The following is a 22,130-nucleotide window of genomic DNA, read 5'->3' as shown; positions in this document are numbered from 1 at the left end:
TGATCCGATACAGCCCTCAGGCCGGCGCCAGCCGGTCGAGGCGCAGCCGGTCGCGCTCGTCGCTGATGCGCCGGACCGCCACATAAGTCGCGACGAGCGCGCCCGATCCGGAGGCTCCGGCGAGCAGAAACAGGACGAGGATCTGGTACTTCGCGGCCTCGAAGGGCGGCATGCCGGCGAGGATCTGGCCGGTCATCATGCCGGGCAGCGTGATGATGCCGGCTGCCGACATCTGGTTGACGATCGGGATCATGCCACTGCGTAGCGCGGCGCGCTGCAACGGCTTTAGCGCGGTGCTCCGGTCCGCCCCCAGGGCCAGGCGCGCCTCGATTGCGGCGCGCTCCCGCACCACGCCGGTGTTGAACGCATTGAGGCTGATGCTCACCCCATTCATGACGCTGCCGAGCACGATTCCGACCAGAGGGATGACGACCGCCGGCGCGAACCAGGGGTCCGGACGCAACGTGACCAGAGCGAAGACGGTGACGAACAGTGTCGCCAGCATGGCCGTGCTGGCGCCGACACCGAAACCCCAGGCTCCCGCGAAGCGGCGCTCCTGCCGCGAGACGATCTCGTAGCTCGCAGCCATGAGCATCGCGAGCGCGACCGCCGCCACCAGGAGCGGCGAGTCGAGCGCGAACACGGTCCGGAGCACCAAGCCGACTAGCAGAAGCTGGACGACCGTTCGGGCTGCGGCGATGAGCAGGGCGCGGGCGACCCCGAGGTTCAGCAGCAGAGACAGGATCGCGTTGAGGACGACCAGCACCGCCGCGGCGGCAAGATCCGCATAGCTGAGCAGCGGAGCGCTCACGTCGTTCGCTCCCCGAGCCGGCCGTCGCGCAGTTCCAAGTGCCGAGACGCCATCCGCGCAGCCTGATCCGGGTCGTGTGTGACCAGGAGAATGGCGGTGCCGCGGGCGAGCCGTTCCCGCAGCACCGCCTCCACCAAGGCAACGCTCGCCTCGTCCAATCCGGAGGTCGGCTCGTCGAGCAGCAGGACACGGTTGTCCGGGCCGAGGGCGCGCAACAGGGCCAAACGCTGGCGCTCCCCCGTGGAGAGCCGCGCCACGGGCCACCCGGATGCCTCGGCCGGAAGACCGACGGAAGGCAGGAGCGTCGCGAAGTCGGTGCCCGCGGCGAAATGCACGCCCACGGACTCGTCCCACCAGCCGGATTCCGCCGCCACGTAGGTTACCCTGTGCCGCCACGCCGGGGCGGGCATGCGCGAGCATGCCCTGCCGTCGAGAAACGCATCGCCGTCATGCGGATCGAGGTCGGCGATCATCCGCAGCAGAACGCTCTTGCCCGAACCGGACTGGCCCGCGATGGACACGCATGTCCCGCGCTCGATCGTGAGATCGGTCGGCCCGACATGGAGGCGGCGCAGGGCCCGAGCCTCAAGCCTGGGGGGCAGTCTCGCCGCGGGTTCCGAGGAGGCCGAGAGTTCTTCGTGCTCGGCCTCGAAGGCGGCCGGGATCCGGGATTCCATAGCACTCCCCCTTTCTGCGCAGCGGGTGCATGGCGCCGCCGATATCCGATCGATGAGCCGGGAAAGTGCGTCGTCCGAGAGCGAGCAAGCCGGCTTGCCCGCAACGCTCGACAGGGCGGGCCGTTCCTCGTGCCGGCGCAAGAGCCAACAGCCGCGCGATCCACCTCCCGGACAGACATTCCGATCTTAGACCGGATTACTGATCCTCCAGTTGCCCTTCCGGGCTTCACATCCGCGGCCACTGAATCTCCGACCCCCTTCGGCAGGGAACGGGACGCTGGCCGAGTTCATTGTCCCGCAGGCGTCTGGAGGCTGCCATGAGCGACACGAGCGTGAAGAAGGTCAGCAGTGCCCATTCACCGACCGGTGAGCAGGGCGAAGTCTATCTCGCGTCAGGCAAGCGGGTCTCGATGCGGCTGTGGCGGGATGAACAGCCAACGCAGAACAAGCCGTCGCACAAGCACGAATACGAGGTGGTCGGCTACGTGATCTCCGGGCGGGCCGAACTGGAGATCGAGGGGCAGACCGTTCGCCTGGAACCCGGCGACTCGTGGGTCGTGCCAGCCAATGCCGAGCACACCTACCGGATCCTGGAGACCTTTACTGCCGTCGAGGCCACGGCGCCGCCCTATCAGGTCCATGGACGCGAGCAGCCCTGAGCGGAAGCCGATCAGCCCCGGGAGAGGAGCATGCCAGCAAGATCGAAGCAGCAGCAGATGGCCGCGGGCGCGGCGCTCGCCGCCAAACGGGGCGACAAGCCCAAATCCAGCCTGAAGGGCGCGTCGAAGAGCATGGCCGATTCCATGAGCGAAACGGAATTGGAGAAGCTCGCGAGCACCAAGCGCAAGAATCTCCCGAAACGCGTTTCGCAATAGAGACGATCGGGGCCAGTAGCGCTCGGAGGCTTCTCGATTCGATGAAACCAAACGACGAGAACGGCCACCTCCCGACCTCCGAGCGCCCGTTTCGCGTGCTGATCATCGCGGGCTCCGACCGGCGGCAATACAACTGTCCCGGTGTGGATTCGAAAGCGCGTGCGCTCATGCTGCGCATGGCCGAGCGCCTGCCGCAGGGCTGGGAGATCGATTACGAGGACCTCGGCAACGTGTACGGGAGGGCGCGCATCCAAAGCTGCAATGCCTGCGCTTCCACGGCCATGCCGCTGTGTGTCTGGCCCTGCAATTGCTACGAGTCCGGCAACAAGGATGAGCCGGATCTTCTGTGGGATCTCGATCTCTATGCGCGGCTCGATCTCGCAGACGCCTGGGCGATCATCGGCCCGGTGAACTGGTATGGCCCGACCTCGAACCTGAAGCTCATGTTCGACCGCCTCGTCTGCGCCAATGGCGGCAATCCACGAGAGGATCTGATCGATCACAAGGACCCCGAGAAGGCGATGGCCCTGGAGCATTCGCCCCAATGGGAGAGCTTGAGCCTCAACCATCTGGAGGGCCGGACGGCAGCTTTCTTCTGCTACTCCGACAAGGGCGCAAACGAGGTCGATCCGAGCGGCAGACCCAAGGCCCTGAGGCACAAGAACTGGTTCGATCCGGACCAGGAGCCGTTCGAGGATATGCGGCAAGCCTATGCCCCGCTCGTCTGGCAGTCGCGCTACAGCGGGATCGAGGTGCCGGACCCGCTCTGGCGCCACGCCTTCACCGGCATCGGCCTGCCCTACAGCGACAACCAATCGGAAGACATGATCCGAGAGGACGAGATCGTGACAGCCTTCGATGCGTGGACGGATCGGTTCAGCGCTTTCGTCGCGCGAAAGGGCAAGATCGAGCCCGCCCGTTATCGCGCCTTCGGCTACACCGCTCCGGGACACGGATGGAACGATCTGAAGCTGAAGTGGCGCGAGATGCGGATGAAGGCGGGCCGCGCGCCCGAGGGGTCGTCTCCCGCAGAACAGGAAGTCCTTGGATTGAACGAGGATACCGGGCTGTCTGCGACCCGGAGCGAGGGTGAGAAGCTGCGTCGATAGGCCCTGTGCGGGTGGATTATTGCAGCGGCACCGTGCTTCAACTGGATTGCTTCACTGCGTTCGCAATTACAGTGAGGGCGCGAGGAGCACTGCCGGAAACGGAAACAACTCCGGATCCACCTCGTCATTGCGAACGAAGTGAAGCAATCTACCCATCGACGAGTGCGCCGCTGGATTGCTTCACTTCGTTCGCAATGACGGAACAAGCAGAAACTCACGCGCGATCAGCACGCGGCAGGCTCGTCGCGAACTCAGCAAGGTCGGAAACGGCGCGACCTCAGGACGGCCCTGCGGGGATGATCCGCACGGCACGCGTCAGGCAATCTACGACGTGCGACCGGGCGGCTGTCTCTGCTGCTCGGCCAACCGGTCGAGCTCACGCAGGATCCAGCGGCGTGCGCGCTGCTCACTTTCGGATTTGCTGGAAACCGCAGGAGCGATCCGCATTCCAGTACGGGCATCGAAAATGGTGAGTGGCATGGCCAGTCCTTCAGCCGATACTCAACTCCGGTTGGACATCAGCCTGCTCCGAGAGGGTTAACCATTGGTTAACGCTGCCGAGGCTCCCACCCCGATCGAGGCCTCGACTCGGGAGCGCCCTCATGCGGGTTCCGGAACCCGCATTATCTGGTCCGATCGCTCGTCCGATGGTCCGACGGGCCGGGCGAGGTTCAGGGCCGTGATGATCAGGCCCACGTGGCTGAAGGCCTGCGGAAAGTTGCCCAGCATCTGCCCCGCCACCGGATCATATTCCTCGGACAGGAGGCCGACATCGTTCCGGAGGGAGCGCAATCTCTCGAAGAGTGCGATCGCCTCGGCCCGCCTGCCCATCAGGCAGTAGACGTCCGCCAGCCAGAAGCTACAGGCCAGGAAGGCGCCCTCGTCTCCGCTGAGGCCGTCCGCCACCTGGTCCGTCTCGTACCGGAGCAGGAAGCCATTGCGCATCAGGTGTCTCTCGATGGCCCGGACGGTCCCGACAACCCTCCCATCGTCCGGCGGCAGGAAGCCCGTCAGCGGGATGTGGAGCAGGCTCGCATCGAGCACCTTCGAGCCATAGGCCTGGACGAAGCTGTCGAGCTCAAGGTCGAAACCCTTCTCGCAGACCTCCGCATGAATGGCATCGGCGACCCGCCGCCACCTCTCTTGCAGCTTGGCGCCGCCATCGATCGCTGTGGCCATCCTCGCTGCCCGGTCGAAGGCAACCCACGCCATGACCTTCGAGTGGACGAAGTGCTGGCGGCCGCCGCGCACCTCCCAGATACCTTCGTCGGGCAGCCTCCACGCCTCCTCGAGGAACGGCATGACGACCTGCGCGAGCGCCTCCAACCGTGGATTCCGGGGCAGGCCGCCCTTGTAAGCCTGCATGAGCATGTCGGCGAGTTCGCCGTAGATATCGAGCTGGAACTGGCCCGCCGCCGCGTTGCCGATCCGCACGGGCCGGGACGACCGGAAGCCGGGAAGCCACGGCACCTCCCACTCCAGGAGATGCCTTTCTCCCGCAATGCCGTACATGATCTGCATCTGGGCCGGATCGCCGGCAACCGAGCGCAGCAGCCATGCTTTCCAGGAAGTGGCCTCCTCGTAGTAGCCGAGGTCCATGAAGGCCAAGAGCGTCAGGGTCGCGTCGCGCAACCAGCAATACCGGTAGTCCCAGTTGCGCTCCCCGCCAATCCGCTCCGGCAGTGAGGTCGTGGGCGCGGCCACGATGCCGCCCGTCGGCTTGTAGGTGAGCGCCTTCAGGGTGATGAGCGACCGGCGGACATCCTCCGTCCAGGCTCCGACGTTGGGGCAGCGCGAAGAGAACTCGGTCCAGAAAGTTTCGGTATCCCGGAGCGCCTCCTGCGGGTCGCCGGCGACAGGGCGGTCGAGATGGGAGGGCGCGTGCATCAGGCTGAAGGCGAGGCGCTCCCCGGCCCCGACCGTGAAGCGGCCCTTGGTGTGCATGTCCTCGCCATGCAGTTCGACAGGCGCCTTGAGCGTGAGGGAGTCCGGCCCCGCCACCGCATGGAGCGTGGCATCGTCGATCCGCGTCACCCAGGGGATCGTTCGTCCGTAGTCGAACCGCAACACGAGATCGAAGTCGAACGCAACCTCACCGCGTATGCCCTCGATGATCCGGATCAGGTTGGCCACGCTGTCCCGCGGCGGCATGAAGTCTATGATGGTGGCAACGCCGCTCCCGGTCTCGAACGTCGTCTCCAGGATCAGCGTGCCGGAGCGATACCGCCGCGTGGTCGAGATGACGGAGCTCACGGGAGCGATCTGCCAGCGGCCGTTCTCGGGAGAGCCCAGCAGTGCAGCGAAAAAGGCCGGCGAGTCGAAGCGCGGGAAGCAGAGCCAGTCGATGGAGCCGTCCCGCGACACGAGGGCTGCGGTCTCGCAATCGCCCACCAGGGCGTAATCCTCGATGCGGTTCGCCATGCGCAGCTCCGGTCCGCGGATCTCCTGCTCCCTTACAGCAGATAGGGCTATTGTTTCGACTGCATTGGTCGCAGCTCGTAACAAGCGCCAAACTGCTTAAAATGGGCATTGTGCTTCCAGGAGTGCCGCAATCTCTGGCCACGCTTGCAGCGACAAAGCTCATACAGAGCGATCAATGACCCTTGTGCGTGAGAATCTCGAGGAGCTTGAGGGCGTCCGGCCAGGGTACCACCTGATCAATCTGCACCCGAGCTGTCCCATCTCCCATATCCTGCACGCGGACCACGGCCCCGTCACCCGGTGCCTGCGACTCGGTATTGCCCTCCTGGCTTGGTGACCGCTTGCGCCTGTGCCGAGGAAAATCGAACGGCTCGCTGATATCGAGCGCCTGCTCCAATGCTTTTCGGAATCGTGGACGGGGGAAACTACGACCATGGACATAGTGGCTGAGATTGACCGGGTTGAAGATCTGTCCTGCCGGCAGGTAGCGGCTGATCTCTCTAGCTGCTTCCGCTAACGTCCAGCCTTTCATCTCGATTGCGGCGGCCACGCGCTGGCCGAAAGTTTCCGTCTCTGTCGAATCTCCCGTTCCCTCACCGCTTTGAACCGACGCCGCTTCCTGAGCGGACGGGTCGAACCGAACCATCACGTCACCCCAGCCCCTCGAGTATCGATCCGTGCAGCCTCTTCACCCCTTCCCTGCACCATATCAGTGAAGCTTGCCGCTGGCCGGTTGTCCGCCCGATCCCGTCAGCGCCTTTACTGCACGCAAAAGCAGTGCTGGGCACACCGGCTTCCTGAGGTAGACGCTACAATCCACCTGATCTGTGGAGGGTTGACTGGCCGAAATGTAGATGACGGGAAGTGTCGGACATTCGTCCTTGTAAATGCGAGCGACCAGCCAGCCATCACAATCGCCCGGAAGCCGGATATCAGTGAGCAGCAAGTCGGGGCGGACCCCCTTGTCCAGCAGCGCGATCGCCTCGGCCCCATCCGAGACGCTCGTCACGCGCATCCCATCACGAGCAAGGACAGCTCCCACGATTTCGCTGCATACCTCATCGTCTTCCACGAGAATGATGTGCATGCCCTCTGCCTCTGTAGAACCGAGAAATTCTGTATCAGTTCCACAGTAAGGCTGCCAAGAATTTGCGCTGATTTCAATGGCACCCATCAAGGAAGGAGATGGACTTGCCTAATTTATTTAATTTAGGCATCAACATCCTCCATAACACTCGCAGCTCCATAGAGGAACCTGCGACCATGGATGTCTTCAAGTCACTAAGTATTGGATAATCGATTGGCCCGAGCTTAATCAGGAAGTTCCGAAGCTTCACGCGTCCGAGATGAAGATGAACAGGCAATGATCAGCGCTGTCGCGACGCATTGCTCCTCACAAGAGGCAGAGAGAGCTCAGATCCGCGGCGATTCGATCTCAAAGAGCCACGAGGGTTTCGCCAATACAGCGCGACTGCCAGCACTGCCGCCGCGACGCTTCCCCCGATGGGCGCCAACCCAACCGCGAGATACAAATTGCCAGGCGCAAATATAACGAACGTAATAGCGCCAGAAACAATAGAAACAATTATATAAATTAACAGCATTCCTGAACGCCGCTCAACGTTTCTGAAAGAGGGCTTTAGAAGATGCAATTAACTGAAGAGAACTGTCAATAGAGGTAAGCGACCATAAACTCTCAAGCGGCTGCTAGCGAATGCGCAAACCGCAGAAAGTCTCGCGCGCAGCAAAGCCCGTTGCAGATACTTTCATCAAAGCGCAGGGCACAATGACAAGGCTCGGTCCCTCGTTCAGCGCTTGCCTGCCTCAGATCCGATCAACTCCTGGCCGCGCAACGCAGAAACTCTGCCTCGAACCGCAACGTCGCCGGCACGACATCCAGCCGGTTGCATGGCTCGAACCCGAGCACCCGCATCCAGCCCTCTCCGACATTCATCTCGACGGCGAGGCGGGTGTTCCAGTTGCGTACCGGCGGGATCACCCAGCCGAACGGCTCGGGCGAGCCGGCGACCGCCTGTTCGATCGCGGCACACCGCATTGGACTGTCGAGCCGGCGGTCCGGAAAAGCGCAGGGGCGCGGCTCCCAGCCGCTCCGAGTTTCGCGCCAGTCGTTCGCCACCGAACTCGGGCCTCGGTGCACGGTTGCCTCGCGCTCGCGGCGCTCGATTACGGCGATCTCGTCCGAGCCGCATCCGACCAAGGTCAGGAGCACAGGACGGGCGATTTCGACGGTCTCGAGCAGCGTCGAGGCTTGCGAGAAGCTGGTGGCCGTCTCGAAGACATGCCGCAGGAGATGGAGCGGCGGCATCCCTCGCTCGCGCGACAGCGTCCTGGCTAGATTGCAGGTGTAGTCCACCACCCGCAGGATGTCGGTGCTGGTACGCCGAAGGAGCGGGGCCTGATTGATCACAGCCGCGAAGCGTCCCGGCGCGACCGCGGTCAGTGTCCCGACGGTCCCGGGCCATATCACATCGAAGAACTCGCCCGCAGATCCGGAGCGATGCGCGACGATGGCGCCCCGACCAAGGCCGAGAAACGGCCAATCCAGCGTGCGCCGCAATGTCGGCGGGCGCCCGCACCCATCGACGCGCGCCAGCGTCGTGCAGCCATACTCGTAAGAAAGATTGATCGCGTAGAGGCCCGTAACACGGGTGTGCGCCGCGATCGCATCGATCTCGGCGAGATATGGCGACGTGCTGCGCGCCAGCCAACGCCGCGCAATCCGATCCGCCAGGGGCAGCGTCGGCATGACGAATGATTTGAACGAGCCGAAGATTGTATCCCGGAGCGCGCGAACGGCGGCCGGATCAGCCGTTGCTAGCTGATCGTTTCTCGCATCGATGAGCGGAACGGGAGACAGCGCCTGGCCAGGCATGCCTGTAATCCCGAGGCGCCGCTCCTCGGCCGAATATCAGACCGAGCCGAGGCCCGGCCCCGGGACATCGCCTTTGTCCCGCTGCGCGGCGTCGGACGTGGTGTTGCCGGTTACGAAATCGTCAGGCGATCCCTTCGTGCGGACCAGATCCCCGCGAGCATTAGTGCCGAGATTGGCCGACGTGCTGGCCCAGGCTCCACGGGTTCCTTGCTGATTCACGCGCAGGTTGTTCTGCACGTGCTTCACGGCCGAGACCCGTTCCGCGATGTCCTCGGCCCGCCGCTTGGCCTCGCGGCTGTCGACCGTGCCCGACAGCGTGACTTCGCAGCCCGAGACCTGCACCTCGATCTCGGAGGCATCGACGAGCGGATCATCGCTGAGGCGATCGTTCACGTCCTCGCGGATGCGATCATCCGAGCGCGTGTAGTTCTTCGGACCCCGCCCGCGATGCTCGCCGCGCATGTCCTCCCGGCGCCGCCGTTCCGCGTCCTCATCCCCGAACCAGGACGACACCTCGTCCGAAGCGCGATCCCAGAAGCCGCGCTCCTCGCCGCGGCCATAATCCCCGGAGCTCCAATCCCGCGCGCCGCGGCCGAAGCCTTCACGCCCGTAGTCGCCGGAGCGGCCCTCACTCCAACTCCCGGGACCACGTTCGAAGCCGCCGCGGCCATACTCCTCGCGCCCGAAGCCGCCCGCGAAGCCGCCACTGTACCCCCCGCCGCGGCCATACTCCTCGCGCCCGAAGCCACTTCCACCGTAGCCACCACGCCGACTCTCACGGCCAGAGCCGCGCCCGTCATCCTCGCCGCCCCGGGAGCCCCCGAAGCGGCCGCCCTCGCCATACTCCCCGGCTCCGAAGCCGCGGCCTTCACGGCCATAGCCGCCGCCGAAGCCACGCCCCTCACTGGCGTAGCCGCTGCTGAAGCCGCGGCCCTCGCGCTCGGAGCTCCGGGACTCGCGCTCGTCATCCCGAGAGCCATACCGGTCTGGGTCATTCCTCCAGCGATCACCATTTGCCATGGCTGGTGTCCTTCTCTTGAGGCAACACGAAGAGGCCGTCACAAGGACAGCCACAAGGCGAACGCGAGGAAGAGTCGTGCGTTCCGGCCCCGGAGGGCTCAAAATCAACTCCCGGATTGACGCGCTCGTCATGACGCGAAACGTTCGAACGGGGGGTCTGGACGAACATCAGTTGCACCTGCCCTGTTTCGTGCCGGGTCATCGATGATGGTGCGCGGCTTCAGGCCTCCCGTGCGAACCCCTCGTACATGAAGGTGAACGGTCTGGGACCACGGGCATATCCGGTATGGAGATCAACCACCTGGAACCCAGCCTTGCCGATGAGGTCAGCCATCGGACGGTTGAGATGACAGCCTCCGGAGAAGGTTTTCCACGCGGGCGTCAGCCAGTCCTGGAGTCGGGCGACCCAAGGGTCCGGCGCCCGGCCATGCTCCACGAACAGGAGGCTCCCGCCCGGCTTGAGCACCCGACGCATCTCGGCAAGCGCGATCTCGGGTTTTGGAATCGAGCACATCGTCCAGGTGATCAGGACCGTGTCGACGCTGCGCGTATCGAGCAGGATCGCCTCCGCGGATCCCGGGAGGAAGGATACCGCCCGGTCGCTCTCTCGGGCACGGCGCGAAGCCATGGCAATCAGAGCCTGCGAGGGCTCGAGGCCGATGATCTCGGCTGCCCCGGGACCGTAGAACGGCAGGTTCAGTCCCGAGCCGATCCCGATCTCGAGGACACGCCCCTGCGCGGCTCCGACCACCCGCCGGCGGTAACCGACGAGTTCCTTGTTCCTCATCGCCATGTCGAGAAGGCGGGGCAGCACGACATCGTTGTAGAAACCCATGGCACATCTCCCCTTTCCTGGCAGACTCGGCGCGGGCTGCCGGCGCGGCGCCGTTCGTCGGGATCCGATGGCCGTATCCGTCGCGGCTCGAAGCTTGCACGATATCGGCGGATCAGGCGATCTCGGCCTCCCGTTTCGCGTTGTGTCACCCGACTTACATCTGCCGTTTCTAAGCAGCGAGCTCCTGTCATACGGAACTCAAGATCATGACCGAAGCCATGGGCCGCCTGCGTGCCAGCGAACTCGAGGATTCCGGGGATTTTGGCAACAACCCGTCCTCGAATCTTACCATGGGCGAAGTGATTGCCACCCGCTTCAACCGCCGCGACCTCCTGAAAGGCTCACTGGCCGTCACTGCGATCACGGCAACCGTCGGCACGCGGGCCCTGGCCTCGACCACGCCCCCGACGTCGGAGCATCCAAACCCCACGTTCGACTTCGAGGAAATCGAAGCGGGCGTCGACGAGACACATCATGTCGCCGCGGGTTACGACGCGCAGATCCTGCTGCGCTGGGGCGATCCGCTCTTCCCCGATGCGCCGGAATTCGACCCGCAGGCCCAGACCGCCGAGGAGCAGTGCCGGCAATTCGGCTACAACTCCGATTTTGTCGGCTATCTCCCGATCAACGGGTCGAGCGAGCACGGGCTCCTCGTCGTGAACCATGAATATACGAACGAGGAGCTCATGTTCCCGGGCGCCGGCGCTCAAGACCCCGAGGATGCCGGGTTCCACGAGGCGCTCCGGGAACGCGTCGCCATCGAGGTCGCAGCCCATGGCGGTTCGGTCGTCGAGATCGAACGCCAGCCCAACGACCGGTGGAAGGTCGTCAAGGACTCGAAGTATACCCGCCGGATCACGGCCGAAACGCCGATGGAGATCACCGGTCCGGCCGCCGGCCATAACCGGATGAAAACCTCCACGGATCCGGCCGGCGGCCGCGTGCTCGGCATGATCAACAACTGCGCAGGCGGGCTGACGCCCTGGGGCACTTGGCTGAGCTGCGAGGAGAACTTCAACGGATACTTCTGGGGCAAGCTGCCCGAGGCCCATGCCGAGATCGCGAACTCCAGGCGCTACGGCCTCGGCAGGGCGGCCTATGCCTGGGGCAAGTTCCACGACCGCTTCGATCTCGCCAAGGAGCCCAACGAGCCGAACCGTTTCGGATGGGTGGTCGAGATCGATCCTTTCGACCCGAGCTCGATGCCCAGGAAGCGTACCGCGCTCGGGCGCACCAAGCACGAAGGCGCCGCCGGGATCGTCAACCGGGACGGCCGCTATGTCGTCTACCTCGGAGACGACGAGCGCTTCGACTACGTGTACAAGTTCGCGACGGCGGGCAAGTTCGACCGCAATGATCGCGCGGCCAACTTCGATCTGCTCGACACCGGCACGCTGTTCGTCGCGAGATACGATCCGGACGGTTCCGGGACTTGGCTGCCGCTGGTGCATGGCGAAGGGCCGCTCACGGAAGCCAATGGCTTCGAGAGCCAAGCCGATGTGCTGATCGAGACGCGCCGCGCCGCGGACCTCGTCGGCGCGACCAAGATGGATCGCCCCGAGGACATCGAAGTAGACCCGAAGACCAACCGGGTCTACGTCATGCTCACCAACAACACCCGCCGCAAAGACGATCAGGTCGATGCCGCAAACCCGCGTGCCAGGAATGCGTTCGGCCACATCATCGAGATGATGCCGGCAGATGGTGACCATGCCGCGACCGGGTTCTCGTGGGAGGTTCTCGTGCGATGCGGCGATCCCTCGATCGCGGAAGTCGGCGCCACCTTCTCGTCGGAGACGATCCGGAACGGCTGGTTCGGAATGCCGGACAACTGCGCGATCGATAGTCAGGGGCGGCTGTGGATCGCGACCGATGGGAACAGCGCCAAGGCCACGGGCCGTGCCGACGGGCTCTGGGCTCTCGAGACGGACGGTGAAGGGCGCGGGACGTCCCGGCACTTCTTCCGGGTGCCGGCCGGCGCCGAGATGTGCGGCCCCTTCTTCACGCCAAACGACGAGACGCTCTTCCTCGCCGTCCAGCACCCCGGAGAAGCCGAGGAGGGAACCCCGGCCACCTTCGAGGATCCCGCAACGCGCTGGCCCGACTTCAAGGATGGAATGCCGCCCCGGCCATCCGTGCTGGCCGTGACAAAGCGCGGCGGCGGCCGGATCGGTTAATCCGTTTTGCGTGCATAAGGGGCAGCCGAAAAGAAATACGGAAACTCTTGCGCGAATACATTCTTGCCGTCGTGTTCCGGCAGGCCTGTCATGCAGCTGTCGCAAACAGTGATCAACAAGTCACGGTATGATCGGTCATTCATGGGGACTATTCGGATGTCGGACGGCGAGGATTATGATCGTGACATGCCATCAACTCCACCAAGTGCGGGGATGATGATCACAAGCGGGATGCTGTGCACCATACTCGCCGTGGCGATCCTGGTTCTGACAGGACAGTGACGGCGAGATCACATTCACCGAGGCTGGTGAAAGCCAATGGTTAGCTGCATGTCGGGAATTTCCGAGCCGACTAGACGACGCCCGTCTCGTCATTGCGAACGAAGTGAAGCCATCCAGGGGCGCATCCGTCGATGGGTAGATTGCTTCGCCTCCGGCTCGCAAGGACGGTGAGGCGGCGGAAAGGGCAGCGCATCGCGCCTGCGGCTCGCGAGGGCAGACGAGAGCCATCGCAAGCGCATATCGCCGCGCAAAGGCCTACAAGACCGCGATCGCCGTCGGAACGATCGCGCACAGCATCATCGCAGGCGAAGAGATCACCGCGTTCTTGCCCTGCCGAATCGCTCAACCCTCAGCCAGCGCCTCCACGTGCCAGAGCGCGCATGTGCTCCGAGCATGCAGAAACTGCAGCCCTACGGGTCACCGTCGCCGCGAAGCGATGCCTATCGTAGAGCGAACTGACGGGTTTGTCAGAACGCGTCGGCCGGCTCTGCCGTCGGGAGATCCTTCGGAATGGCGATATCATCGACGCTGAAGACCGCACCGGATTGCCCTGCAGCTTCGGTCTTGGGCGGATTGGTCAGCATGATCGCCCAGAAGGCACCTGTGGCCACAATGAAAGCGGCGATAAAAAGTGAAAGCTTACGCATAGTGTCACCTTCGACGGTTCCCTCAGGCACCGCATCAGCGTCGGCGCAGCGTCATCGAAAGCAGGCGCATGCCGTTGAGTACCCCTACCCCTGAGAGGCGGGCCAATACATTGTTCTATCGCTCACGGTCCCAAGGCCGGCGGTGCTTACCCTCGACAATCTGGAGGCAAGCATCCGCCAATAGTGAAGCTAGATAGCTGAAGTGCAATTTAGCTGGTTCAATACAGTTTTTCTGTGAAGCGCTTCACTTCATCAATGATATACGCACGCTTGTTTTGTGTCCTCCTCCAGATGGAGGAGACCATCAAAGCCATCGACGGTGACAACGTCAAACGGGCACGGTGACCTCGATTCTGCCTGTGCTGCGATGATTCACTTCGTCATTGTGAGCCGCAGCGATCCGACCTGATATGGATCCAACCCGTCGTTGCGGGCCGCAGGTCAAGCAATCCATTCTGAAGCGGAGGCCTGGATTGCTTCACTTCGTTCGCAATGACGAGGAGGGCGTGAGCGAGGGAAGAGAGCGTTCGGAGACGGAATCGTGCCGGACCCACTGCCGTCCTTGCGAGCCGCAGGCGGAGCGAAGCAATCTACCCATCGACGGATGCGCACCCGGATTGCTTCGCTCCGCCTGCGGCTCGCAAGGACGGGAGTGGCAGCGAGTCGGGTAGTGCGTACTGCCTGCGTCTCGCAAAGACGAGAGTGCATGCAAATGGCTGGCCGGATCGAAGCCCTTCGTCAGCCTCGAGAGCGGATCCACGCCGTTCAGTGTCGCGCGGATGATCGGCCGTGAGTTGCGACCCTCGACGGAAGGGCTCCCCGAAGGCGCAATGCTCCACTTGCCGGAGCATCACCATTCCCGGTGATACCAAAAGACGTCGGGCAACCGTGTCATCCCGTTCCGCTCGTAAAAGCCGACGGCCGATGGTACCGAAGCCAGCATGATGCTGACGCCCGGACCCAGTTGCCTGCGCGTCTCGTCCAGAAGCCCCCTCCCGACGCCGAGTCCCTGCGCCGTGGCGGAAACGGCCAGTTCCGACAGATAGCAGCACCACGCGAAATCGGTGATGCAACGTGCGACACCGATCAGGGAACAGTCCGGTCGGTCCCACCTTGCCGTCAGGAGGAGGTCGGCATTGGAGAGCATCGTCCGCAGGCGGGATCCATCCTCGATCGGTCGAAGGGCGCCGAGACCGGATTCTACCAACACACGCCGGAACTCGGCCACGTCCAAGGCGGGCTCACGGGCATAGAGGACACGGGGGCGCTCGGTCATGGCTCTGATCTCGTTCTATCGCTGTTCTGCCTCATGGTGCCGTGATCCGTTTCGCAGTTGCAGACCAGGCACGAGCACCGCCCTCTTCAACCGGAGGGGCTTGGAGGCGCCCTCACCATATCCTTGCCGTTCCATGGCAGGAATTCGAGAAGCAGGAGCGTGCTGGTAAATCGGGCCGCGCAACTCGCGGGTTTCAAGAGCAGATCGCCCTGGCGGCGGCACCCAACTCCGCCCTAAAAAGATCCCAGTGTCGGTGTGGCGTAGCCGTGCTCGCCGGCCGGGCTTTATCGGTGCGCCTGCGATGGTGTCACCGAGCCGCGCGGCCTGATCCGCCGGTGGGCAACGCCATACCATTGCCAGCATGAGTACTGAAGCTACATTTGTGGCGGCGGCAGAGTTCGTCAGCATCGCACATGCTCGACCGCAAGCGGTCACAGCCGCGCAGACAGCAGGAGCCCCTCATGACGATACGCACGCTTCTGGTCGGACTCGCCGTGCTCGGCTTCGCCTGGCCCGAGGTCGCTCGAGCGGAAGACCAACCTCTCGAAGTGCAGATCATAGACGCGATGAACAAGGTCTTCGGCGTCCACTCCGGGTTCCGTGCCAATCACGCCAAGGGCGTGGAGGTCGAAGGCAGCTTCAAAGGCTCTCCCGAAGGAGCGGCGCTGAGCCGGGCGATTCTGTTCGATGGTAGCTTGATCCCAGTCACCGTCCGATTCTCGGATGCGGGCGGAATCCCGAACATCCCGGACGGCTCGCCACAGGCGAATCCGCACGGCATGGCGATCAAGTTTCATCTGCCGGATGGCAGCGAAACCGACATGGTGATCAACTCACTCAAATTTTTTCCGGTCTCCACCGCTGCCGACTTCCTCGACCTTTTCCGCGCCATCGCCGCAAGCCCGCCGGACGCTCCCAAGCCCACCGAACGCGACAAGTTCGTCGCCAGCCACCCCACAGTGGCGGCCGCTGCGGCTGCGGTAGCGACGCCGGACAGCCTCGCCAACGAGGAGTATAACGGCATCAATGCCTTCGTGCTCGTCAACAAGGCCGGCGAGAGGCAGGCAGTGCGCTATCGGATGGTGCCGGAGCGGGTCGTTCATCTGGATGCGGCGGAGGCGGGGAAGCGGCCGCCAAATTTCCTGATGGAGGAGCTGCCGGAGCGCCTCAAGCGCGGACCGGTGACGTTCCATCTCAAGGCGCAACTCGCCCAGGAAGGTGATCCGACAGCCGACCCGGCGCAAAGCTGGCCCGAGGATCGCAAGGTGGTGGAGCTCGGCGTGCTGACCCTCGACAAGGTGGTGATGAACAGCGCGGAAGCGGAAAAGAAGCTGCTGTTCCTGCCTGGCCAGCTCACGGACGGAATCGAGCTCTCCGATGATCCGATGATCGGCGTGCGCGATGCGGCCTATGCGGTCTCGTTCTCGCGCCGTGGTCCCTGAAGGCAGCCGAACCGCAAGCACGCATTGACTGCTCGGCGGGCCCGCCATCGAAAGCCGACAGGCTCGCCCTGGGAGGAGCATCATGGCCGTCACCGCAGAGACCGCCCCCGACGAAGGCATCTGGCCACCGCTTCCACTGCCCGAGTGGCAGGCGACCTGCACGACCTTGCACATGTGGCTGCAAGTGATCGGCAAGATCCGGCTCGCCTGCGCCCCAAGTGTCAATCATTGGTGGCAGGTCCCGCTCTACGTGACATCCCGCGGGCTGACGACCTCCCCCATCCCAAGCGGCCACCGCACCTTCCAGATCGACCTCGACTTCATCGATCACATGCTTCGGATCGACGAGAGCAATGGCAGGAGGGAGGCTTTTGCACTGGCGCCCCTTGCGGTTGCCGAGTTCTACAAGGAACTCACGGGGCGGCTGCGGGCGCTTGGACTGGACGTGCAGATCTCGACCCTACCCGTCGAGATTCCTGACCCAATTCGCTTCGAAGAGGACTACGAACACGTCTCCTATGACAGCCAGTATGCCCACCGGTTCTGGCGCATTCTGGTTCAGGCCGACCGCATCCTGTCACTGTTCCGTTCGCGGTACCTCGGCAAGGTAAGCCCAGTTCATTTCTTCTGGGGCAGCTTCGATCTAGCCGTGACCCGCTTTTCCGGCCGTCGCGCACCACCCCATCCCGGGGCTCCCAATGTGGCCGCCTCAATTGTGCAGGAGGCGTATTCCCACGAGGTCATGAGCTGCGGTTTCTGGCCGGGCAACGGAGGGTTCGGGCAGGCCGCCTTCTACGCCTATGCCTATCCCGAGCCGGCGGGATTCCCGGATGCGCGGGTTGGACCGAGTTCCGCCTTCTATGCCGCGGATCTTGGCGAATTCATCCTGCCCTATGACGCCGTGCGAACGTCCATGACCCCCGACCAGGACATCCTCGACTTCTGCCAAAGCACATACGAGGCTGCGGCGAACCTCGGACGATGGGATCGGGCGGCGCTGGAGCGTTAATTCAGCCACCCATCGAAAGAATGGCTGTAGCGATAGGACGGCGGCGAACGAAAGATTGGCGGCGCGCGAATATGCAAGGTTGCCGGGAAGCGAAACGGTTCCTGTGATAAGCTGACGATCTCCGAACGATCAGGTGTGGCATGGATTGCCCGAGCTGCGGCAGCGCCAACCCGGAGGGGAAGAAATTCTGCGGCGATTGCGGCGCAGCGCTGACGCTGGCCGGAGGCGCGCAAGAGTCGGCAACGCCGGGTTCATCGGCCTTGTCACTTGCTCCAGCCTCACACGCCGAGCGCCGTCAGCTCACGCTGATGTTCTGCGATCTCGTCGGCTCGACGGCGCTCTCGGCCCGCCTCGATCCGGAAGACCTGCGCGAGATCATCGGCGCGTATCATCGCTGCGTGGCCGAGACCGTCACCCGCTTCGGCGGCTTCGTGGCCAAATACATGGGCGATGGCGTGCTCGTCTATTTCGGCTACCCACAAGCCCACGAGGACGATGCCGAGCGGGCGGTGCGGGCCGCCTTGGCGCTGGCCGAGAGCGTGCGCGAACTCCACACAGGCGAAGCGTTGCAGGTGCGGATCGGCATCGCGACGGGCCTCGTGATCGTCGGCGACCTCATCGGTTCCGGCGAAGCCCAGGAGCGCGGGGTTGTCGGGGAGACTCCGAATCTCGCAGCCCGCCTACAGGCCGCGGCCGAGCCCGGCAGCGTCGTCATCGCAGCGAGCACGCGACGGCTGACCGGCGGCTTGTTCGAATACGAAGATCTCGGGGCCGTGGCGGCGAAAGGCTTTGCCGAGCCCGTGCTGGCCTTTCGCGTGCTGCGCGAAGGCACGGCCGAGAGCCGCTACGAGGCGCTCCACGCGGAGGGCGGCCTCACGCCTCTGGTCGGCCGGGGCGAGGAGATCGGACTGCTCCTGCGGCGATGGCAGCGAGCAAAGAGCGGCCAAGGCCAAGTCGTCCTGATCTCGGGCGAGCCGGGCATCGGCAAGTCGCGGATCACTGCCGCGATCCAGGCGAGGATTGCAGGCGAGCCGCACGCATGCCTACGCTATTTCTGCTCGCCCCATCACACCGATAGCGCACTCTACCCGATCATCACCGAACTCGAACATGCCGCCTGCTTTGAGCGCGAGGATACGGCGGACACTAAGTTCTCCAAGCTCGAGGCCATGCTTGCGTATTCATCGGCCTCCGCCGAGGACATTGCGCTCCTGGCCGAGCTGCTGTCCCTCCAGACGGAAGGCCGCTACCAGCCACTCGAGTTCGCGCCCAAAGAGAAGCGGGCAAGAACGCTGGCGGCGCTGGCGCGGCAGCTCGACGGACTTGCCCGCGAACGCCCTGTACTCATCCTGTTCGAGGATGCGCATTGGATCGACCCGACCAGCCTCGACGTTCTGAGCCGGATGGCAGAGAGCGCGCAGCGACTGCCTGTGCTCCTCATCGTGACCTTCCGGCCCGAGTTCCAGCCGCCCTGGATGGGCGAGCCTTACGTGACCGCTTTGACACTGAGCCGTCTCGTCTCGGAAGAAGGGGAGGCGCTGGCCGAACTCGTCGCGGGCGGCAAGGCGCTACCGCAAGAAGTCCTCGGCCAGATCGTGACCCGCACGGATGGCGTACCGCTGTTCGTCGAGGAACTGACCAAGACGGTGCTCGAGAGCGGCCTGCTTCGCGAAGAGAAGGGCCGCTATGCCTTGCAGGGGCCGCTGCCGCCGTTCGCCATTCCGACCAGCCTGCACGCCTCGCTGATGGCGCGCCTCGACCGGCTCGCGCCCGAACGGGAGGTGGCGCAGATCGGCGCGGTGATCGGGCGCGAGTTCAGCTACGGGATGGTGGCTGCCGTGGCCCACATGCCCGACGACGAGCTCCGCCGCGCCCTCGGGCGGCTCGTGAGCGCAGAGCTGGCGTTTGCGCGCGGCTCGCCGCCCGACGCGACATACACCTTCAAGCATGCGCTGGTTCAGGATGCCGCATACAGCACGCTTCTGCGGGCCCGGCGACAGCAGTTGCATGCGGCCGTGGCCCGAGTGCTCGAGGAGCAGGAGCCGGAGCGAGCGCAGGCTCGGCCCGAGCTGATTGCGCATCACCTGACGGAGGCGGGACAGATCGAGGCTGCAACCCATTACTGGCTAAAGGCTGGCCGAAGATCCGCAGAGCGCTCGGCCGATCGGGAGGCGGTTCGCCACCTGGAGCGCGGCCTGGAGGTGCTCATGAGGCTCCCGGCCTCCCTGGATCGGGACCGGGTCGAACTCGAATTTCAACTCGCCCTCGGGACGCCTCTCATTTCGCTCCATGGGTGGAGCGGATCGCCCGTCGCCGCAGCCTACGAACGCGCCAGCGCCCTGTGCGAGCAACTGGGCGACAGCGTGCATCTCGTTCCGACCCTGTTCGGGCTCGCCAGCAACCGTGTCGTTGGAGGCCAGACGCGGGCGGCCCTCGCCTTCGCGCGGAAATGCCGGTCGACCGCCGACCACACGGGCGACCGAGTTACCCGGCTCCTGTCCCATCGCGCCATGGGAGCAGCCCTGCGCCAGCTCGGCAGGCTCACCGAGGCCCGCACCGAGTTCGAAAGCATTCTGCCGCTCTACGAGCCCGAGCTGGACCGGTCCCTGGCTGCAAGCTGCATCACGGATCCGCGGATCTCGGGCCTGTCCCTTCTCTCGCAGGTGCTGTGGGTCATGGGCTATCCCACGCAGGCGGACCGCACGGCCCGGGAAGCATTCCGATCCGCCGCCGAATTGGGACACACGAACACTCTGGGACACGTTCATGTCCATGCCGGCGCCGAACTGGGAGAACTCCGGCGTGACGTTCCGGCAGCGCGCAAACAGGCCAGGGCCACGATCGAGCTTGCCGAAAAACACCATATGCGAGGCTGGCGCGGATACGGATTGGTCATCCGCGGGTGGGCGCTCGCCCTGGAAGGACAAACTCGGGAGGGCATCGAGTGCATGCGATAAGGCCTCCAGGAGCTGGATGCCTTGGGGACCGCGTGGAACCGGCCGCACCATCTCGGCCTCCTAGCCGAGCTTTACGGCAGGTTGGAGGATCGGGCAGCGGGCCTCCAAGCGATCGAGGAGGCTTTCGCCGACATTCGGAAGACGGAAGCACGCTTCTGGGAGGCCGACCTGCATCGGATCGCGGGGGAATTGCAGCTTTCGGGTGCGAACCAGGCCGAAGCGGAAGTCTGCTTCGTCCGGGGCATCGAGGTAGCGCGCATGCAAGGGGCCAAGTTCTTCGAGTTGCGCGCGGCCACGAACCTGGCCCGGCTCTGGCGTGACCAGGGCAAAACCGGAGAGGCATACGATCTGCTGGCGCCCGTCTACGCCTGGTTCACGGAGGGGTTCGATACGTCCGATCTGATCGAGGCAAAGAAGCTTCTCGAAGAATAGGGACGGCACGGTCCGGAACTCGGAGCAACCGGGACCGGATCCCGTTAAGCCGTCCTTCGGGGGCATCCATGCGGAAGCCCCGACATGTATTCGCCCTGTCTCGGGCAGGTCGCCGTTCGTGAAGGCGCCGTCGCCTGCAGGCGAACTATTGTCTGTCTTGCAGGTTACTCGACAGGGCCCAGCAACCGGAGGAACCCACGCCGGCTCCTCCGCTCTCGTTCGGAGACTCACCATGGCCGAGACATATCGAACCGACAGCCTCGAGAGGGGCGGCAGCTCTCGCGTGTATACCGGATCCGGATCGTATTCCTCGCAGGCTCGGGACTTCGAGCGAACGGACTACCCGACCTATGATGTCGGAAGCCGGACTTCCGATCGGAGAAGTGCTCGCGGCCCTGGCTACTATGCTCGCCGCTCCGAAGACCGTGCTGATGACCTTCTTCCCGTGATGGGAATCGCGATCGGAGGTGCGGTTGGGTATATGCTCGGGCTGATGCTGGCTGAGCGCCAATCCCAATCGGGCTCGAACAGAAGCCGGCAGATGTCCGGGCAAGCGGGTTACGGTCAGCGCTACAGGGCTGGCCCGACCGGCATGGGCGCCCGGGACTCCTCCCGCTCCGTGGAAACGGACGAGACCACAGACCTCATCGCCTCCAACAAGGTCGAGGGCACGGCAGTTTACAATCGCAAAGGGGAGCGGCTCGGGGACGTCTACAACTTCATGGTCGGGAAGCGCTCGGGTCGGGTCGCGTATGCCGTGATGAGCTTCGGAGGCTTCCTGGGCATCGGCCAGCGCTATCACGCGCTCCCCTGGAATGTCCTGGATTATGATACGGATCGCGGCGGGTACGTGATCGATGCCGACAAGGACAGGCTCATGAATGCTCCGAGCTATCAAATCGGCGAGGAGCCCTTCTCCCAGGCGGACCAGATGCAGCGTATCCGGGAATACTGGGCTTCGGGACAGCTGAGTCTCTGAAATCTGTTCGGTTATTCTCGTATGCCGTCATGCTCGGAACCTGGCGGCTCGCGGACCTGAAGGGCTCGAGCCGTCCAAGGAGGCCTGTTCGTCGTACCCACATCGTTACTGCGGGTTGCTGACGCGACGCACCGCCCATCCCACCGCCTCTTCGTCCTTGCGAGCCGGAGGCGAAGCAATCTACCCGTCGACCGATGCGCACCTGGATTGCTTCACTGCGTTCGCAATGACGGAGAGGGCGTGAGAACGCGAGGAGCACGGCTGGGAACGGAATAAACTCCGGATCCA

At 64.2% G+C, this 22,130-nt stretch carries 19 protein-coding genes; 9 read left to right on the top strand and 10 right to left on the bottom strand.

All coding sequences use genetic code 11. The features are described 5' to 3' along the window. Positions 1–16: 16 nt before the first annotated feature. The gene (locus BN1233_RS12810) at positions 17–811 is read right to left on the bottom strand and encodes an ABC transporter permease (RefSeq protein ID WP_046864002.1); all 795 of its coding nucleotides are present in this window, start codon (positions 809–811) and stop codon (positions 17–19) included. After that, a complete protein-coding gene (locus BN1233_RS49120) occupies positions 808–1,488 on the bottom strand; it encodes an ABC transporter ATP-binding protein (RefSeq protein WP_197094593.1) in 681 nt (226 codons plus the stop codon). Before BN1233_RS49120 ends, BN1233_RS12810 begins: the two co-directional genes overlap by 4 nt. Positions 1,489–1,805: 317 nt before the next feature. Here BN1233_RS49120 and BN1233_RS12800 point away from each other — a divergent pair, with 317 nt between their 5' ends. Genes BN1233_RS12800 through BN1233_RS12790 form a run of 3 tightly spaced genes read left to right on the top strand, consistent with a single transcriptional unit; the run spans position 1,806 to position 3,472 of the window. Then, a complete protein-coding gene (locus BN1233_RS12800; protein WP_046864001.1) occupies positions 1,806–2,147 on the top strand; it encodes a cupin domain-containing protein in 342 nt (113 codons plus the stop codon). A gap of 30 nt (positions 2,148–2,177) precedes the next feature. Then, positions 2,178–2,363, top strand: a complete 186-nt coding sequence (locus BN1233_RS12795) for a DUF3008 family protein (RefSeq protein WP_046864000.1) — start codon at positions 2,178–2,180, stop codon at positions 2,361–2,363. Positions 2,364–2,404: 41 nt separating this feature from the next. Then, positions 2,405–3,472 (top strand): NAD(P)H-dependent oxidoreductase, encoded by a 1,068-nt coding sequence (locus BN1233_RS12790; RefSeq protein ID WP_063776701.1) that lies wholly within the window; start codon positions 2,405–2,407, stop codon positions 3,470–3,472. Between the two features lie 600 nt (positions 3,473–4,072). Here BN1233_RS12790 and BN1233_RS12785 read toward each other — a convergent pair. The 6 genes from BN1233_RS12785 to BN1233_RS12760 all read right to left on the bottom strand — a co-directional run bounded on the left by BN1233_RS12785 (position 4,073) and on the right by BN1233_RS12760 (position 10,641). Further along, positions 4,073–5,893 carry a glycoside hydrolase family 15 protein gene (locus tag BN1233_RS12785; RefSeq protein ID WP_046863999.1) on the bottom strand — a complete coding sequence of 607 codons (1,821 nt, stop codon included), beginning with the start codon at positions 5,891–5,893 and terminating at the stop codon, positions 4,073–4,075. A gap of 172 nt (positions 5,894–6,065) precedes the next feature. Then, a complete protein-coding gene (locus tag BN1233_RS12780; RefSeq protein ID WP_147707214.1) occupies positions 6,066–6,443 on the bottom strand; it encodes a helix-turn-helix domain-containing protein in 378 nt (125 codons plus the stop codon). Positions 6,444–6,602: 159 nt separating this feature from the next. Further along, entirely contained in the window at positions 6,603–6,980 is a 378-nt protein-coding gene (locus tag BN1233_RS12775; RefSeq protein ID WP_046863997.1) for a response regulator transcription factor, read from the bottom strand. Between the two features lie 747 nt (positions 6,981–7,727). Then, entirely contained in the window at positions 7,728–8,786 is a 1,059-nt protein-coding gene (locus BN1233_RS12770) for a hypothetical protein (RefSeq protein ID WP_048709090.1), read from the bottom strand. Between the two features lie 36 nt (positions 8,787–8,822). Continuing rightward, entirely contained in the window at positions 8,823–9,806 is a 984-nt protein-coding gene (locus tag BN1233_RS51065) for a BON domain-containing protein (RefSeq protein WP_063776700.1), read from the bottom strand. Between the two features lie 220 nt (positions 9,807–10,026). Continuing rightward, positions 10,027–10,641 carry a class I SAM-dependent methyltransferase gene (locus BN1233_RS12760; RefSeq protein ID WP_046863996.1) on the bottom strand — a complete coding sequence of 205 codons (615 nt, stop codon included), beginning with the start codon at positions 10,639–10,641 and terminating at the stop codon, positions 10,027–10,029. Between the two features lie 206 nt (positions 10,642–10,847). Here BN1233_RS12760 and BN1233_RS12755 point away from each other — a divergent pair, with 206 nt between their 5' ends. Then, complete coding sequence (locus BN1233_RS12755; RefSeq protein WP_052763781.1) at positions 10,848–12,818, top strand: PhoX family protein; 1,971 nt, start codon at positions 10,848–10,850, stop codon at positions 12,816–12,818. A gap of 749 nt (positions 12,819–13,567) precedes the next feature. Here the strand turns inward: BN1233_RS12755 and BN1233_RS12745 are convergent. Together BN1233_RS12745 and BN1233_RS12740 are read right to left on the bottom strand one after the other, a co-directional pair. Beyond that, on the bottom strand, positions 13,568–13,747 hold the full coding sequence (locus BN1233_RS12745; RefSeq protein ID WP_046863993.1) for a hypothetical protein: 180 nt from the start codon (positions 13,745–13,747) through the stop codon (positions 13,568–13,570). An 850-nt stretch (positions 13,748–14,597) separates the two neighbouring features. Next, on the bottom strand, positions 14,598–15,023 hold the full coding sequence (locus BN1233_RS12740) for a GNAT family N-acetyltransferase (protein WP_046863992.1): 426 nt from the start codon (positions 15,021–15,023) through the stop codon (positions 14,598–14,600). 461 nt (positions 15,024–15,484) lie between these two features. Between BN1233_RS12740 and BN1233_RS12735 the strand changes: the two genes are divergently transcribed. From BN1233_RS12735 to BN1233_RS51060, 5 genes are all read left to right on the top strand, one after another. Further along, entirely contained in the window at positions 15,485–16,465 is a 981-nt protein-coding gene (locus BN1233_RS12735; RefSeq protein WP_046864507.1) for a catalase family peroxidase, read from the top strand. Positions 16,466–16,547: 82 nt separating this feature from the next. Further along, positions 16,548–17,474: a DUF5996 family protein gene (locus BN1233_RS12730; RefSeq protein ID WP_046863991.1), complete on the top strand. Its 927-nt coding sequence runs from the start codon at positions 16,548–16,550 to the stop codon at positions 17,472–17,474. Between the two features lie 140 nt (positions 17,475–17,614). Further along, complete coding sequence (locus tag BN1233_RS12725; protein WP_052763780.1) at positions 17,615–20,431, top strand: adenylate/guanylate cyclase domain-containing protein; 2,817 nt, start codon at positions 17,615–17,617, stop codon at positions 20,429–20,431. A gap of 21 nt (positions 20,432–20,452) precedes the next feature. Further along, positions 20,453–20,863 (top strand): hypothetical protein, encoded by a 411-nt coding sequence (locus BN1233_RS42845; RefSeq protein WP_052763779.1) that lies wholly within the window; start codon positions 20,453–20,455, stop codon positions 20,861–20,863. A gap of 232 nt (positions 20,864–21,095) precedes the next feature. Further along, positions 21,096–21,842 carry a PRC-barrel domain-containing protein gene (locus BN1233_RS51060; RefSeq protein ID WP_425311715.1) on the top strand — a complete coding sequence of 249 codons (747 nt, stop codon included), beginning with the start codon at positions 21,096–21,098 and terminating at the stop codon, positions 21,840–21,842. Positions 21,843–22,130 lie beyond the last annotated feature (288 nt).

The sequence above is a fragment of the Microvirga massiliensis genome, from assembly GCF_001006805.1.
Classification (GTDB): Bacteria; Pseudomonadota; Alphaproteobacteria; order Rhizobiales; family Beijerinckiaceae; genus Microvirga; species Microvirga massiliensis.
This window is presented reverse-complemented; position numbering and strand designations above follow the sequence as displayed.